General features: G+C 66.1%; 10 protein-coding genes. 5 read left to right on the top strand and 5 right to left on the bottom strand.

All coding sequences use genetic code 11. The features are described 5' to 3' along the window. Window positions 1-40 precede the first annotated feature (40 nt). Window positions 41-1,966 (bottom strand): fumarylacetoacetate hydrolase family protein, encoded by a 1,926-nt coding sequence (locus tag AC5Y6Y_RS09460; RefSeq protein ID WP_499929738.1) that lies wholly within the window; start codon window positions 1,964-1,966, stop codon window positions 41-43. Continuing rightward, window positions 1,963-4,230 carry an ATP-dependent DNA ligase gene (locus AC5Y6Y_RS09455; RefSeq protein WP_499929736.1) on the bottom strand — a complete coding sequence of 756 codons (2,268 nt, stop codon included), beginning with the start codon at window positions 4,228-4,230 and terminating at the stop codon, window positions 1,963-1,965. Before AC5Y6Y_RS09455 ends, AC5Y6Y_RS09460 begins: the two co-directional genes overlap by 4 nt. 37 nt (window positions 4,231-4,267) lie before the next feature. Between AC5Y6Y_RS09455 and AC5Y6Y_RS09450 the strand changes: the two genes are divergently transcribed. From AC5Y6Y_RS09450 to AC5Y6Y_RS09435, 4 genes are all read left to right on the top strand, one after another. Next, window positions 4,268-5,143 (top strand): carbohydrate kinase family protein, encoded by an 876-nt coding sequence (locus AC5Y6Y_RS09450; protein WP_499929734.1) that lies wholly within the window; start codon window positions 4,268-4,270, stop codon window positions 5,141-5,143. Between the two features lie 53 nt (window positions 5,144-5,196). Next, window positions 5,197-6,117 (top strand): non-homologous end joining protein Ku, encoded by a 921-nt coding sequence (gene ku / locus AC5Y6Y_RS09445; protein WP_499929732.1) that lies wholly within the window; start codon window positions 5,197-5,199, stop codon window positions 6,115-6,117. 114 nt (window positions 6,118-6,231) lie between these two features. Next, window positions 6,232-7,353: a phosphate ABC transporter substrate-binding protein PstS gene (gene pstS, locus AC5Y6Y_RS09440; protein ID WP_463827371.1), complete on the top strand. Its 1,122-nt coding sequence runs from the start codon at window positions 6,232-6,234 to the stop codon at window positions 7,351-7,353. Between the two features lie 298 nt (window positions 7,354-7,651). After that, a complete protein-coding gene (locus AC5Y6Y_RS09435) occupies window positions 7,652-9,886 on the top strand; it encodes a serine/threonine-protein kinase PknD (RefSeq protein WP_463827370.1) in 2,235 nt (744 codons plus the stop codon). A gap of 4 nt (window positions 9,887-9,890) precedes the next feature. On the opposite strand, the gene pstA is transcribed toward AC5Y6Y_RS09435, so the two are convergent. From pstA to pstS (AC5Y6Y_RS09420), 3 genes are read right to left on the bottom strand one after another with little or no spacing between them, the layout of a single operon-like run. Beyond that, window positions 9,891-10,802, bottom strand: a complete 912-nt coding sequence (pstA, locus tag AC5Y6Y_RS09430) for a phosphate ABC transporter permease PstA (RefSeq protein ID WP_463827369.1) — start codon at window positions 10,800-10,802, stop codon at window positions 9,891-9,893. After that, window positions 10,799-11,773 carry a phosphate ABC transporter permease subunit PstC gene (gene pstC / locus AC5Y6Y_RS09425; RefSeq protein WP_463827368.1) on the bottom strand — a complete coding sequence of 325 codons (975 nt, stop codon included), beginning with the start codon at window positions 11,771-11,773 and terminating at the stop codon, window positions 10,799-10,801. Before pstC ends, pstA begins: the two co-directional genes overlap by 4 nt. 11 nt (window positions 11,774-11,784) lie before the next feature. Next, window positions 11,785-12,894, bottom strand: a complete 1,110-nt coding sequence (gene pstS / locus AC5Y6Y_RS09420; RefSeq protein ID WP_463827367.1) for a phosphate ABC transporter substrate-binding protein PstS — start codon at window positions 12,892-12,894, stop codon at window positions 11,785-11,787. Between the two features lie 331 nt (window positions 12,895-13,225). Here pstS (AC5Y6Y_RS09420) and AC5Y6Y_RS09415 point away from each other — a divergent pair, with 331 nt between their 5' ends. Continuing rightward, the gene (locus AC5Y6Y_RS09415) at window positions 13,226-14,017 is read left to right on the top strand and encodes an SDR family oxidoreductase (RefSeq protein ID WP_463827366.1); all 792 of its coding nucleotides are present in this window, start codon (window positions 13,226-13,228) and stop codon (window positions 14,015-14,017) included. The last annotated feature ends 60 nt before the right edge of the window (window positions 14,018-14,077 follow it).

The following is a 14,077-nucleotide window of genomic DNA, read 5'->3' as shown; positions in this document are numbered from 1 at the left end:
CTGAGGAGTCCCGGAACCGGGCCTGTTTTCCTGGATGCCGCTAATTCTGCCGCTTGGCCAACCACTCCGCCTGCATCGCGAACAGCCCCAGCAACTCGGGCTGCGGGGTGTCGGGATCGAGTTCGCAGTACCGCCGGAACATGTTGACCACGATGCGTTCGGAGTCCAGCCACGACGCATACTCGCCGAGGTCGACGGTGTCGATCGCTTCGGCCAGCGACAGGCCTTTCCCGTGAGCCGCGTCGGCCTGCTCGATGAGGTGCACGAAATAGCCTCGCACGCCGCGGATTCCGTCCGGGTCCGTGATCGGACCGTGCCCCGGCACCACCACCGGCGCATCCAGCGCAATCATCGCGTCACATGCCGCGATCCAGTTGGCGATCGGCCCGGCCCACACGATCGGTGTGCAACCGATGAACAGCAGGTCCCCGCCGAACAGCACACCGGCGTCGGGCACGTGCACCACCGAGTCGGCGGCGGTATGCGCGGGCCCCAGGTTCAACAGATCGACCCGGCGGCCACCGACGTCGATGCTCATCGAACGGTCGAAGGTCTCGTCGGCGTTGCGCACAGCGATGCCACTGAAATCGAAGTGGCCGAATCGGTCTCGGGCAAACGACGTTGCGACCGGTCCGAGGTCTGCCAGCTGGATACCCCGGAGCCGGTCGGTGCCTGTTTCCTGCGCGATCTCCTCGGCGGTGCCGCGCGCCGCGATGATCCGGACCGCGGCGTCCAGCAGCTGATTGCCGTGCGTGTGGTCCCCGTTGGAATGTGTGATCAGCGCATCGGTGATCGGCGCACCGTCGGTGATGGGCCGCATCGCCGCGAGCATCTCCCGGGTCAGACTCAGGTCGAACAGTGTGTCCACCAACAGCGACGCGCCGTCGCCGGCCACCAAACCCGCGTTGCTCCAACCGTATCCGCCGTCGGGCAGGGTCCAGGCCCACACCCGGTCGCCCACCTGGTGCAACCCGCGCACGTAGGGCACCTTCGCCGGTGCCGGGTTGACCCGTTGCGGGCCGGGGGCCGTCGCCGGATTGAGCCGCGGCGCCAGCGGATACGGCGCCGGCGAAGCCCGCACCGTCTGCCGGGTCTCCCCCAGCGCCTGCACCTGCAGCCGCACCTCATCCCCGTCGCGCAGCCAGCCCGGGAAACTCGGCTTGGTCAAGTGCTCGACGAGTGTGCACGTCGGCACCGTGCCCGAGCCGATCACATCACCCGGGCGCAACGGCACACCGCGCGAGATGTAGGAGATGACCTCGCCGAAGGTCCAGTCCATGGTGCCGGTCGATCCGGACCCGACGACGGTGTCGTTGACCAGCGCCGTCACCTCCAGGTTCAGTCTGCCGTCCCGGCTGAAAGGGGCCAGCTCATCGGCGGTGACCAGGTACGGCCCCAACGTGACACCGCTGTCCTTCCCCTTCGCCTGCCCGATCCGCAGTTGCCCCTCGAACGTCTGCAGGTCGCGTGCGGACCAGTCGTTGAAGATCAGGTAGCCGACGATGGCCTGTTCGGCCTGCTCGACGGTTAGGTCCTTACCGGCGGTCCCGATCACCGCGGCAATCTCCAACTCGAAGTCCTGCCACACGCTCCCGGGAGCCATCGGTGCGTCGTCATATGGGCCCAGTACCGTTGCCGGACAGGCGAAGTAGAACGCCGGGATGCGATACCAGGTGTCCATCAACACCCGGCCGCCGCCGGTGGCCTCCTGGCAGTTGCGCATGTGGTCCAGAAAGCACAGCGTGTCGCGGATCGACGGTGGGCGCGGGATCGGGGCTGCCAGCGACACATCGGCCAGAGCCACGACATCCGTCGGCGAACGCAGCGCCGTCTCACCGGCCGCATGCAGACTACCGCTCTCGAGCAATGCCAAAAGCGTTGCCCCCGAGGGCAGTGCGTGAATATCTGTCCCGGAGAGCACCCCGACGCGTTCGTCATCTCCGTCCCGGTAGGTCACCCACTTCATTCGCGCACCACCTCACTTGGTTTCTTGTCCGGTCGCAACCCACGCCAGCTCGATTGCCGCAACCGGTTGTCCGGAGTCCACTCGCTGTAGCGCACTTCGCCCACCAGCACGGGTTCGACATAGGTCACCCCGCGTGCCTCCCGGGCCGGAAGCTTCGGGTGGAACGGTGATTCGTCGGTCTGCAGGGGCGCCAGCGTCTTCTTCAAACTTGCCAGCTCGAGATCGGTGAATCCGGTGCCCACCCGTCCGGCGAACTGCAGTCCGTCCGGACCGGGAATTCCCAGCACCAGCGCCCCGATCCCGCTGCTGCGTCCCCCCTCCCCGACCCGCCAGCCACCGATCACCACTTCCTGGGTGTTCCAATGCTTGTCCTTGATCCAGGACGCCGAACGGCGGCCCGGCTGATAGCTCGAGTCGCGCCTCTTGGCGACCACACCTTCCCACCCGTGCCGGCGGGAATAGTCCAGCGCCTCGGCGCCGTCACCGGGCAACAACGCCGGAACGATGAGATCCCCTGCACTGCCCAGGGTTTCCAGCAGCTTGCGCCGGTCGGCGTACTTGGCGCGCAGCAATGAACGCCCGTCCAGGTAGAGCAGATCGAAGGCCCAGAATTCGATTCTGGTGGCGCGCACCCGGTTCTGCATCTCGTTGAAGCTGGGCACTCCCGCATCGTTGAGTGCCACCACTTCGCCGTCCAGCACCACGTGGTGGTCAGCGAGATCTGCTGCCAGTGCGTGTAATTGGGGGTACTCGTGCGTCATGTCCCGACCGCTGCGCGAGCGTAGCCGCAGCGCACCGTGCTCGGCGTCGACCAATAACCGGTAGCCGTCCCACTTACCTTCGAATGCCCACTGGCTCGGTTTGAGACCTGCCACCGACCCGTGGGTGGCGAACATCGGTGCCAGCCCGTCGAAATCGAAGACTTTCTGGTCCTTCATCCGGTGCGCCAGCCACTGGTCACCGTTGGTCTGGATCAGTGCGTACCGGCCGGAGATCTTGCTGCCATGCAGGTTGACGATGACTTCGTCGTCCAGGAACTTCTCCGCCTCATAGGTGCCGGAGTCCCAGATGACCACCTTGCCCGCGCCGTATTCCCCTTTCGGGATGGAGCCCTCGAAGCTGCCGTACTCCAGCGGATGGTCTTCGGTGTGCACCGCCAGATGGTTCACCGACGTGGTCTCGGGCAGGTTCTTCGGCACCGCCCACGACACCAGGACGCCGTCTCGTTCCAGCCGGAAGTCGTAGTGCAGCCGCCGGGCATGGTGCTCCTGGATGACGAACGTATTGTCCTGTCCGATAGCCGGTTTGGCGCGCGGCACCGGCTCCGGGGTCTTTGTGGCGTCGCGCATGCTGCGGTACTTGCTCAACCGGTCCGGCAACGGGACATCGGCATCCAACTCGGCGAGCAGGTCGCCGTCGCGGGCGACGCGTTCCAACACCTCGTCGTACCGCAGCTGCCGCAGTTCGGGGTCGTCCAGTTCGTCCCAACTGCGGGGCGCGGCGACGGTGGGCTGTTCGCGGCCACGCAGTGAGTAGGGCGCGATGGTGGTTTTCGAGCCGCTGTTCTGACTCCAGTCCAGAAAGACCTTGCCCGCCCGCACGTTCTTGGCCATCACCGAGGTGACCAGCTTCGGCATCGACTTTTCCAATTGCTGCGCAACACGTTTGGCCAGAACCGTGGCCCCACGACTGCTCACCGGCTCGGCCAGCGGCGCGTACAGGTGCAGGCCTTTGCTGCCGCTGGTCAGCGGGTGGACGGTGAGCCCGATGTCAGTCATCAGCTCCCGCACCGCGCGAGCCACCTCGGACAGTTGGGTCATCGTCACCCCCGGGCCGGGGTCCAGATCGAACACCAGGCGGGTGGCCGGCCCGGGTTTGAATTCTTCAGCGCCCTTCCGCGTCCATTCGGCGACGAACCGCCACTGCGGCACGTGCACTTCCAGCGCCGCCTGCTGCGCGATCCAGGCCAGCCCGTCCGCGCTGTCGATGATCGGGTATGTCGTGGTACCGGACCGGTGGGTGACACTGGCGCGCGGCAGCCACGCGGGCGCCGACGACGCCAGTTGCTTTTCGAAGAACGCCGGCTCGTCGACGCCGTTGGGCCAGCGCTTGCGGGTCGCCGCTCGCCCGGCGATGTGCGGCACCATCACCTCGGCGATGCTGGTGTAGTACTCGAAGATGTCCTGCTTGGTGGTCCCCGTTGCCGGATAGAGGACCTTGTCGGCATTGGTCAGCTTCACCTGCTGCGCCGGTGCCGAACCCATAGAGTCAACGTAACCTGTCCGACATGGGGCACGGCACGTGAAGGGCCTCGTGATCGGCGAAGCACTCATCGACATCGTCGCGGGGGCGAATCGCACCGAGCACGTCGGCGGCAGTCCACTCAATGTCGCCGTCGGATTGGCCAGGCTGGGACGCGGTGTCGACTTCCTGACCCACATCGGCGATGACCCGCCCGGCCGTCGAATCGCGGACTACGTCAAAGCTGCTGGGGTGCAGCTGGTTTCGGGCAGCGTCGACGCGGCCAGGACGTCCACCGCGGTGGCCACGATCGGCGCGGACGGGTCGGCGACGTATTCGTTCGACCTGGATTGGCAACTGTCGGGCACCCCACCGGTCCCGCCGCCGCTGTTCGTGCACACCGGCTCCATTGCCGCCGTGCGCGAGCCGGGCTGCCTGGCGGTGGCCGCGCTGCTGGATGCCTACCGGGTCTCGGCCACCATCACCTTCGACCCGAATGTTCGGCCGTCGTTGATCGTCGACCGCGAGCAGGCCAGAGACCGCGTCGCCAAGTTCGTGCAGCGCAGTGACCTCGTCAAGGTCAGCGACGAGGACCTGCATTGGCTCGCACCCGACCGTTTACCGCGGGACACCGCGCGCGGCTGGCTGGCCTCCGGACCCGCGGTGGTGGTGGTGACCATGGGCGCGCAGGGCGCGCTGGCGCTGTGTGCCGCCGGCGAGGTCGCGGTGCCGGCGCGTCCGGTGCAGGTGGTGGACACCGTCGGCGCCGGCGACGCGTTCATGGTCGGCCTGCTCGACTCACTCTGGGAGCACGGGTTGCTGGGCGGGGACCGGCGAAATGCCCTACACCAGATCGGACTCGACGCGCTGACATCGGCTCTCGATGCGGCGGCCCTGAGGTCGGCGCTGGCCATCGGGCACGCAGGCGCGCACTGAGCAGGCATGCCCACCTGACGCGGGTGGCCGTCAAGTAGCGGCATACTGGCCAAATGCGCTCCATTTGGAAGGGCTCGATCGCGTTCGGGCTCGTCAACGTCCCGGTCAAGGTGTACAGCGCCACCCAGGACCACGACATCAAGTTCCACCAGGTGCACGCCAAGGACAACGGCCGCATCCGCTACAAGCGGGTCTGCGAGGTGTGTGGCGAGGTCGTCGAATACGGCGACATCGCGCGTGCCTTCGAATCCGACGACGGTCGGTCGGTGGTGATCACCGACGATGACATCGCCACCCTGCCCGAGGAGCGCAGCCGCGAGATCGAGGTACTGGAATTCGTGCCGGCCAGCGAAGTCGACCCGATGTTGTTCGACCGCAGCTATTTTCTGGAGCCGGACTCCAAGTCATCCAAATCGTATGTGCTGCTGGCGAAAACGCTCGCCGACAGCGACCGGATGGCGATCGTGCACTTCTCGCTGCGCAACAAGACCCGACTGGCCGCGTTGCGCGTCAAAGACTTCGGTAAGCGCAACGTCATGGTGATCCACACCCTGCTGTGGCCCGACGAGATCCGCGACCCCGACTTTCCGGTGCTGGACAAGGAAGTGGAGGTCAAGCCGGCCGAGCTGAAGATGGCCGGTCAGGTGGTGGAGTCCATGGCCGACGAGTTCGACCCCGATCGCTACCACGACGATTACCAACAGCAGTTGCAAGAATTGGTCGACGCCAAACTCGAAGGGGGGGAAGCGTTTACCGTCGACGAAAAGCCCACCGAGCTGGACGAGACCGAGGACGTCTCCGATCTGCTCGCCAAGCTGGAAGCCAGCGTCAAGGCGCGCTCGGGTGACAGCACGGCTACGACCAAGAAGTCGGCAGCCAAGAAGACGCCCGCGAAAAAGACGGCGGCCAAGAAAACACCGGCCAAGAAAGCCCCCGCCAAGAAGGCGGGTTCCAAAGCGGCTTCGAAATCCTGATAGACCTTGACCGGCACGGGGTCACCAGTGACATCCTGAGTTCACCTTCAGAGGGTCGGCTGTTCACATAAGCCCGTCGCGTGCTGCCGGCCCTGAGTCTGCAGAGGAGTTGCCGTGAAGTTCACCCGATCTGGCGTCGCACTCAGCTTGCTGGTGGTCAGCGCACTGCTGCTCGCCGGTTGTGGCGGCAGTTCCAACAAGGCGACGTCGTCGGGTTCGGCAACTCCCGTCGTACCGGTGGACTGCGGCGGCAAGAAGAAGATTCTGGCAGCAGGATCCACGGCACAGAAGAACGCGATGGAACAGTTCGTCTATGCGTTCATTCACGCGTGTCCGGGTCACACCCTGGACTACAACGCCAACGGGTCGGGCGCCGGGATGGCATCGTTCATCGGCGGCCAGACCGATTTGGCCGGTTCCGACTCCCCGATGAACGCCGACAAAGGTGAGCCCGACCGCGCGCGGGAACGCTGCGGTTCGCCGGCCTGGGACATTCCCGTCGTGTTCGGCCCGATCGCGGTCACCTACAACATCAACGGCGTCAGTTCGCTCAGCCTGGACGGTCCGACCATCGCCAAGATCTTCAACGGCGCCATCACCAAGTGGGACGACCCCGCGATCAAGGCGCTGAACACCAACACCGCCCTACCCGCGACGCCCATCCACGTCGTCTTCCGTGCCGACAAGTCCGGCACCACGGACAATTTCCAGAAGTACCTGGACGCGGCGTCCAACGGCGCCTGGGGCAAAGGCGCCGGTCAGGTGTTCAACGGCGGCGTCGGCGAAGGCGCCAACGGTAACGACGGCACCTCGCAGGCCATGAAGCAGACCGACGGTTCGATCACGTACAACGAGTGGTCCTTCGCCGAGGGCCACCAGCTCAGGAAGGCCCAGATCATCACCTCGGCCGGCCCCCAGCCGGTGTCGATCAGCGCGGAGACGGTCGGCAAGACGATCAGTGGAGTCAAGTTCAAGCCCGGCAGCGACGAGCGCGACCTGATCGTGGATACCTCGTCGTTCTATCTGCCGACGACACCCGGTGCCTATCCGATCGTGTTGGTCACCTACGAGGTCGTGTGCTCGAAGTACCCCGACACCCCCACCGGGCAAGCGGTAAAGGCGTTCATGCAGGCCACAATTGGCGACGGCCAAGTCGGTCTGGACGAATACGGCTACATCCCGCTGCCGGAATCGTTCCGCTCGAAACTGGTGCCGGTCGTCAACGCGATCGCGTGATCGGCCACCGCGGCGACGGGCCCCGGCTTACGACGTTGCATCCGAACGGCTTTGGCCATCTGCCGCGTATGTCGGCCACGGTCGGCGCCATGCCCCGCCGCCGGCATTGTCCGGGTCCGTTACGCACTCGTGATTGGAAATTCACGTCGAGTCCCGAGATTGTGTTGTGTGCCTGCTCTCCTAGGATTTACCGTGTGTTAACCATCAGTTTGGGTGCGACCTGCGCTGACCGCGTCCGAATGTCGTAGCTGCCGTAGCGGTCACGCCGCCGGGTGGCCGGGGAAGGGAGCAGCGAACGGTGACCAGTACCGGGTCGGAATCGCGGGTGGGGTCGCAGTTTGGGCCCTACCAGTTGGTGCGTCTCATCGGTCGCGGCGGCATGGGCGAGGTGTACGAGGCCGAGGACACCCGCAAACACCGCGTCGTCGCGCTCAAGTTGATCTCGACGGCTTACTCCGACAACCCGGTCTTCACCGCCCGGATGCAGCGCGAGGCCGACACCGCCGGCCGGCTGACCGAGCCGCACATCGTGCCGATCCACGACTACGGCGAGATCAACGGTCAGTTCTATGTGGAGATGCGCCTGATCGACGGGGTGTCGCTGCGCTCAATGCTGACCCAGTACGGCCCGCTGACCCCGGCGCGGGCGGTGGCCATCGTCAAGCAGATTGCCGCCGCGCTGGACGCCGCCCACACCAGCGGCATCACCCACCGCGATGTCAAACCCGAGAACATCCTGATCGCCAACAACGACTTCGCCTACCTGGTGGACTTCGGCATCGCCCGCGCCGCCCACGACCCGGGCCTGACGCAGAGCGGGATGGCGGTGGGGACCTACAACTACATGGCCCCGGAACGGTTCACCAGCGACGAGGTCACCTACCGGGCTGACATTTATGCGCTGGCCTGTGTGCTGGGCGAGTGTCTGACGGGTGCACCCCCCTACCGGGCGGACAGCGTCGAACGACTGATCGCCTCGCATCTCATGGAGCCGGTGCCACGGCCCAGCGTGCTGCGGCCGGGTCGCGTGCCGGAGGCGTTGGACCAGGTGATCGCCAAGGGCATGGCCAAGAACCCCAACGAGCGCTACTTGACCGCCGGGGATCTGGCCAGCGCCGCCCACGACGCGCTCACCACGCCCGAGCAGCGCCAGGAAGCCACCATCCTGCGGCAGGGCGACAACCAGACGCTGATCGCGCCGGTCGTGGACCCGAGTTTGAACGGCGGCTGGAACAGCCAGAGCGGCGCAGGTCCGCAGTCGTCGGGTGCGCAGACCATGCACTCACCTGCCCCCGGCTACCACACCGGAGGAGAAACCCAGCGCACCCCGGTTCCGCCGTTCCCCACCGGCGATCAGACACTGCGGACCCCGGTTCCGCCGTTCCAAAGCGGCGATCACACCCAGCGGTTGCCGGCCGCCCAGTATCACAGCGGGGACCAGACCATGGCCCAGCCGTTGCCGTCGAATGCCGGCGGCTGGCCTCCCGCCCCGGCCGGCAACTCCGAGCAGTTCACGCAGGCCGCCCCGGTGGGAGCGGGCTGGGCAAGCCAGCCCGGAGCCGCCGCCGGACGCGGCGAGAGCGGCCCGCCGGCGTACCACCAACCGTCCGGCCCCCATGCCACCACGACGCCACCCCCGGCCGGCAAGTCGCGCAAGCCGCTGATCATCGGCGCGGCGGCGGCCGCGGTCCTGTTGGTGGTGGCGGCCGTCACCGGGTTCCTGCTGTTCGGAAAGGACGACGGCGGGGCGGGCGGCGACTCGGGGCAGGCCAAAGGCCAGGTCGTGATGCCGTTCAACGGCCTGAATTTCCGGTTCGCGCCGGGCGGGGTTGCCGTCGACCCGAGCGGCGCCGTCTACGTCACCAACCAGACCATGTACGGCAAGGTGGTGACGTTGCCCGAAGGCTCGTCCTCACCGACGGTCAAACCGTTCAACGGGCTCTACGAACCCCAGGGCATCGCGGTGGATGCCTCCGGGAAGGTCTACGTCAGCGACTTCAACAACCGGGTGGTGTCGTTGTCGGCCGGCTCCAACAACCAGGTGGTGGTGCCGTTCAAGGGCCTGAGCTACCCCGAAGGTGTGGCGATCGATGCTCAGGGCAACGTCTACGTCGCCGACCGCGGCAGCAGCAAGGTGTGGAAGATGCCGGCCGGTGCCACTGAGCAGGTCGAGGTGCCGTTCAACGGGTTGAAGAGCCCCGACGGGGTGGCGGTGGACAGCGACGGCAACATCTACGTCACCGACACCGACAACCATCGAGTGCTGAGGTTGGATGCGGGGACCACCAACCAGGTGGAGTTGCCCTTCACCGGGTTGACCGCGCCGTGGGGGATCGCGGTCGACGGTGCCGCCAACGTCTACGTCACCGACCACGACAACAACACGGTGCTGAAACTCCCCGCCGGCGCCACCACATCGGTGGAGTTGCCGTTCACCGGTTTGAACACGCCGTTGTCGGTCGCGGTGGACAAGAAGGGCAACGTCTACGTCGCCGACCGCGGCAACGGCAGGGTGCTGCGCATCGCGCAGTGACCGATCAGGCTCGCCTGGTGGAAAGGAACCGCACCACCGCGGCTACCACGTTGATCACCGCAACGATGATGATCAGGGTGAGCGCGGCTCCCCAGACCCGCAGAAATCCGGCGCGCTGGGGATTGGTGAGCTCGGTATAGATCAGCAGCGGCAGCGAGGCCATGTTGCCGCTGAAGATGTCGGTGTTGATCGATCGGGCGTACCCGACCAGCACCAGCACCGGCGCGGTCTCCCCGATCACCCGGGCGACCGCCAGCAGCACGCCCGACACGATGCCGGGCATGGCGATGGGAGTCACGATCCGCACGATCGTCTTCCACTTCGGAACGCCCAGCGCGTAGCTGGCTTCGCGCAGTTCGTCGGGGACCAGCCGCAGCATCTCCTCGGTGGAGCGCACCACCACCGGCAACATCAGCAGCACCAGCGCCAACGACACGGCGAATGCGCTCTGCTGAAATCCCAGGGTCGCGATCCAGAGGCTGAAGATGAACAGGGCCGCCACGATCGAGGGCACCCCGGCGAGCACGTCGACCATGAAGGTGGTTACCCGCGCCAGCCGGCTGGTGCCGTACTCCACCAGGTAGACGGCCGTCATCAGCCCGAGCGGCACCGCGATGACGGCGGCCATCCCGGCCTGCACCAAGGTGCCGTACAGGGCGTGGTAGACGCCCCCGGTGAACTCCTCGGGCAGCACACCGCGCAGCGAATGGGTCCACCATTGCGGACGGATGACTGCGTAGTAGCCGCGGATGACCACTACCCCGAGCAACCAGATCAACGGCACCAGGGCGATCAGGAAGGAGGCAAAGAAGAAGACCGTCGCCGCAGAGTTCTTGACCCGACGCGCGGTGCTCAACGGGCGGAAGACGACGGCCTTGACCGGCCGCTCGAGCGCGTCGGCGCTGAGCTGGCTCATCCGTTGACCTTTCCGCCGGCGATGGCGCGAGCGGCGGCGTTGACCAGGAAGGTCAGCACGAACAGCGCAAAACCCGCGGAGATGTAAGCACCGGTAGGCAGCGGCCGGCTGAATTCGGCTGCCGCCGAGGCGATCTTGGAGGCAAACGTGTGGCCGCCGTCGAACAGCGACCAGTTGCCCGGGCGGGCGCCGGCACGCAGGATGACCAACACCGCGACGGTTTCTCCCAAGGCGCGGCCCAGCCCCAGCATCGAGGCCGCCACCACGCCGCTTCGACCGAACGGCAGCACGGTCATCCGCACCACCTCCCACTTCGTGGCACCGAGCGCCTGCGCGGCTTCGATCTGCATCAGCGGTGTCTGCCGGAACACCTCGCGCGACACCGACGTCACGATCGGCAGGATCATCACGGCAAGCACGATGCTCGCGGTGAAGATCGTGCCACCGCCGGCCAGCGACACATTGCCCTGCTTGAACAGGAAGAGCCACCCCAGATTCCGGTTCAGGAACCTCGCGATCGGCTCCAAATAGGGCGCCAGTACGGCGATGCCCCACAACCCGAAGATGATCGACGGAACCGCCGCCAGCAGATCCACGATGGCGCTGAACGGGCGGGAGAGCCGGTTCGGCGCGTACTGGGTGACGAACACCGCGATGCCGACGGCGATCGGCACCGCCAACGCCAGCGCGGTGACCGAACTGAGCACGGTGACCATGAACAGGTCCCGGATACCGAACGCCAGTTTGCGGTCGCTGGCGGTGTCGAACTGCGCGCTGGTGAAGAAGTTCACCGTGTTCACCCGCAGCGACGGAATCGCCTTGATCAACAGAAATACCGCGATCAGCACGATCGCCACCACGATGGTGGACCCGGCGGCCGCGGCGGCCGACTTGAACAGACGGTCGGCCCGCCGCGCCGCGCGAGCGTTCACCTCCGCTAGCGCTTCTTTTGCCAGCGGGGCTGTGGTCATGTCAACTCAGCTCAGGAGATGGCGTTGACGGCGGTCGACAACCTCGGCTTGAACGAGTCCGGGATCGGGACATACCCGTTGTCCGCCAAGCCATTCTGGCCGGCACCGATGGTCGATTGCAGGAAGGCCTTCACCGCCATCCCGACCTGAGCATCGGGGTACTTCGAGCAGACGATCTCGTAGGTGGCCAGCACGATCGGGTACGAACCCGGCTGGGTCGGCCGGTAGAACGAGATCGTGTCCAGCACCAAGTCGTTACCCTGGCCCGCGATCGTGGCTCCGGCGATCGTCTTGCCGACCGATTCGGTGCCGATGGTGACCGGATCCGGACCCGCCGACGTGATGATCTTGGCGATGCTCAGCTGCTGGGCCTGAGCAAACGACCACTCGACGTAGGAGATCGAACCGTTGGTGGTCTTGACCGCCTGTGCGGTGCCGTCGTTCTTGGCCGCACCCTCACCGACGCCACCCTTGAATGCCTTGCCGGCGCCCTTGCCCCAGGCACCGTTGGAAGCAGCGTCCAGGTAACGCTGGAAGTTGTCCGTCGTTCCCGACTCGTCACTGCGGAAGACGACGTGGATCTCGGTGGCCGGCAGGTTGGTCCCCGAGTTGAGCGCAGCGATCGCGGGGTCGTTCCAGGTCTTGACCTCGCCGCTGAAGATCTTGGCCAGGGTGGGCCCGTCCACGTTCAGCGAACTCACGCCGTCGAGGTGGTACGTGACTGCGATGGGCCCGAAAACCACCGGCAGGTTCCACGCCGGGGATCCGCACCGCTGCTGCGCCGCGGCCGCTTCATCCTTACTCAGCGGCGAGTCCGAACCGCCGAAATCGGTTTGGTTGCCGTTGAATTCACTGATGCCGGCGCCCGAGCCGTTGGATGTGTAATTCAGGGTCTGGCCGGGACATGCCGTTTCGAAGGCTTTACCGAAGCGGGTCATCGCGTTGTTCTGCGCGGAGGAACCGCTGGCCTTCAGCGCCTTTTTCCCGCCGCAACTGACGTTGCCCGAGGACGAGCTCTGGCCTCCCCCGCCTGCGTTGTTATTGTCGCTGCCGCACGCCGACAACACGAGTGAGCCTGCGGCCAGGACACTCAGCGCGGCACCAAATCGGTTGAGTTTCAATCCAGTTCCTAACGGTAGTGATGAAACATATCAGATGCCGCCCACCCGTCGCGGCTCGCAATAACCCCTTTCATTGCAGCCTTTCAGCTACATTAACAACAGGTTACGCAGGGTGAAAGAGTCGATGATTCCCGATCCTCGGTATCCGGCCACGTCATCTTCACCTGTGACGCCGGTTGTTCTGGGCCGCAACGGTATTGGCAGCCCGAACGCCCGATACCGCGCCACCGGCCGCCGGTCCGAGCCGCTGTGCGAAACTAGAACCTGTTACAGAACTCCGCCGACGTGGTGGCGAGCCCGCCGTGGCGGCCGACAGTGAAACGAGACCGCAGTGATCCTCGACAGCTTCCGCCTCGACGACAAGGTCGCCGTCATCACCGGCGCCGGACGCGGTCTGGGTGCGGCCATCGCACTGGCGTTCGCCGAAGCCGGAGCCGATGTCGTCATCGCCTCACGGACTCAGTCCCAACTCGACGAGGTCGCCGAGCAGGTCCGCGCCGTGGGTCGCCGCGCGCATGTCGTCGCCGCCGACCTCGCCCACCCCGAGGACACCGCGCAGTTGGCGGCACAGGCGATCGACGCGTTCGGGAAACTGGACATCGTCGTCAACAACGTCGGCGGCAGCATGCCCAACACGCTGCTGACCACCTCGACAAAGGACCTCCGGGACGCCTTCACGTTCAACGTAGCCACCGCGCATGCGCTCACCGTTGCCGCGGCGCCATTGATGCTCGAGCACTCCGGTGGCGGCAGCATCATCAACATCACCTCAGCCATCGGCAGGCTGGCCGGCCGCGGTTTCGCGGCCTACGGCACCGCCAAGGCCGCGCTGTCGCACTACACCCGGTTGTCGGCATTGGACCTGTGCCCGCGCATCCGGGTCAACGCGATCGCGCCCGGGTCGATCCTGACTTCAGCGCTCGACGTGGTGGCCGGAAACGACGAGCTACGTACGCCGATGGAGCAGGCCACACCGTTGCGCCGGCTCGGCGATCCTCTCGACATCGCCGCTGCCGCAGTCTATTTGGCCGCACCAGCCGGCAGCTTCCTGACCGGCAAGACGCTGGAGGTGGACGGCGGTCTGACCTTCCCCAACCTGGAGATCCCAGTCCCGGACCTGTGACGGGTAACCCGGGGCAGCCCGGCCGCTGGCTACGCCCGGCTGGTTTCGGATACCCTCACT

It is taken from the genome of Mycobacterium sp. NGS24 (genome assembly GCF_059813065.1).
Note: the sequence above shows the minus strand (reverse complement) of the source record. Positions and strands in the feature narration are given on the sequence as shown.

Excerpts from the sequence above, each read along its gene's own strand:
- ku (WP_499929732.1), top strand. The coding sequence starts at position 5,197 with ATGCGCTCCATTTGGAAGGGCTCGATCGCGTTCGGGCTCGTCAACGTC.
- AC5Y6Y_RS09455 (WP_499929736.1), bottom strand. The coding sequence starts at position 4,230 with ATGGGTTCGGCACCGGCGCAGCAGGTGAAGCTGACCAATGCCGACAAG.
- pstA (WP_463827369.1), bottom strand. The coding sequence starts at position 10,802 with ATGAGCCAGCTCAGCGCCGACGCGCTCGAGCGGCCGGTCAAGGCCGTC.
- AC5Y6Y_RS09460 (WP_499929738.1), bottom strand. The coding sequence starts at position 1,966 with ATGAAGTGGGTGACCTACCGGGACGGAGATGACGAACGCGTCGGGGTG.
- pstC (WP_463827368.1), bottom strand. The coding sequence starts at position 11,773 with ATGACCACAGCCCCGCTGGCAAAAGAAGCGCTAGCGGAGGTGAACGCT.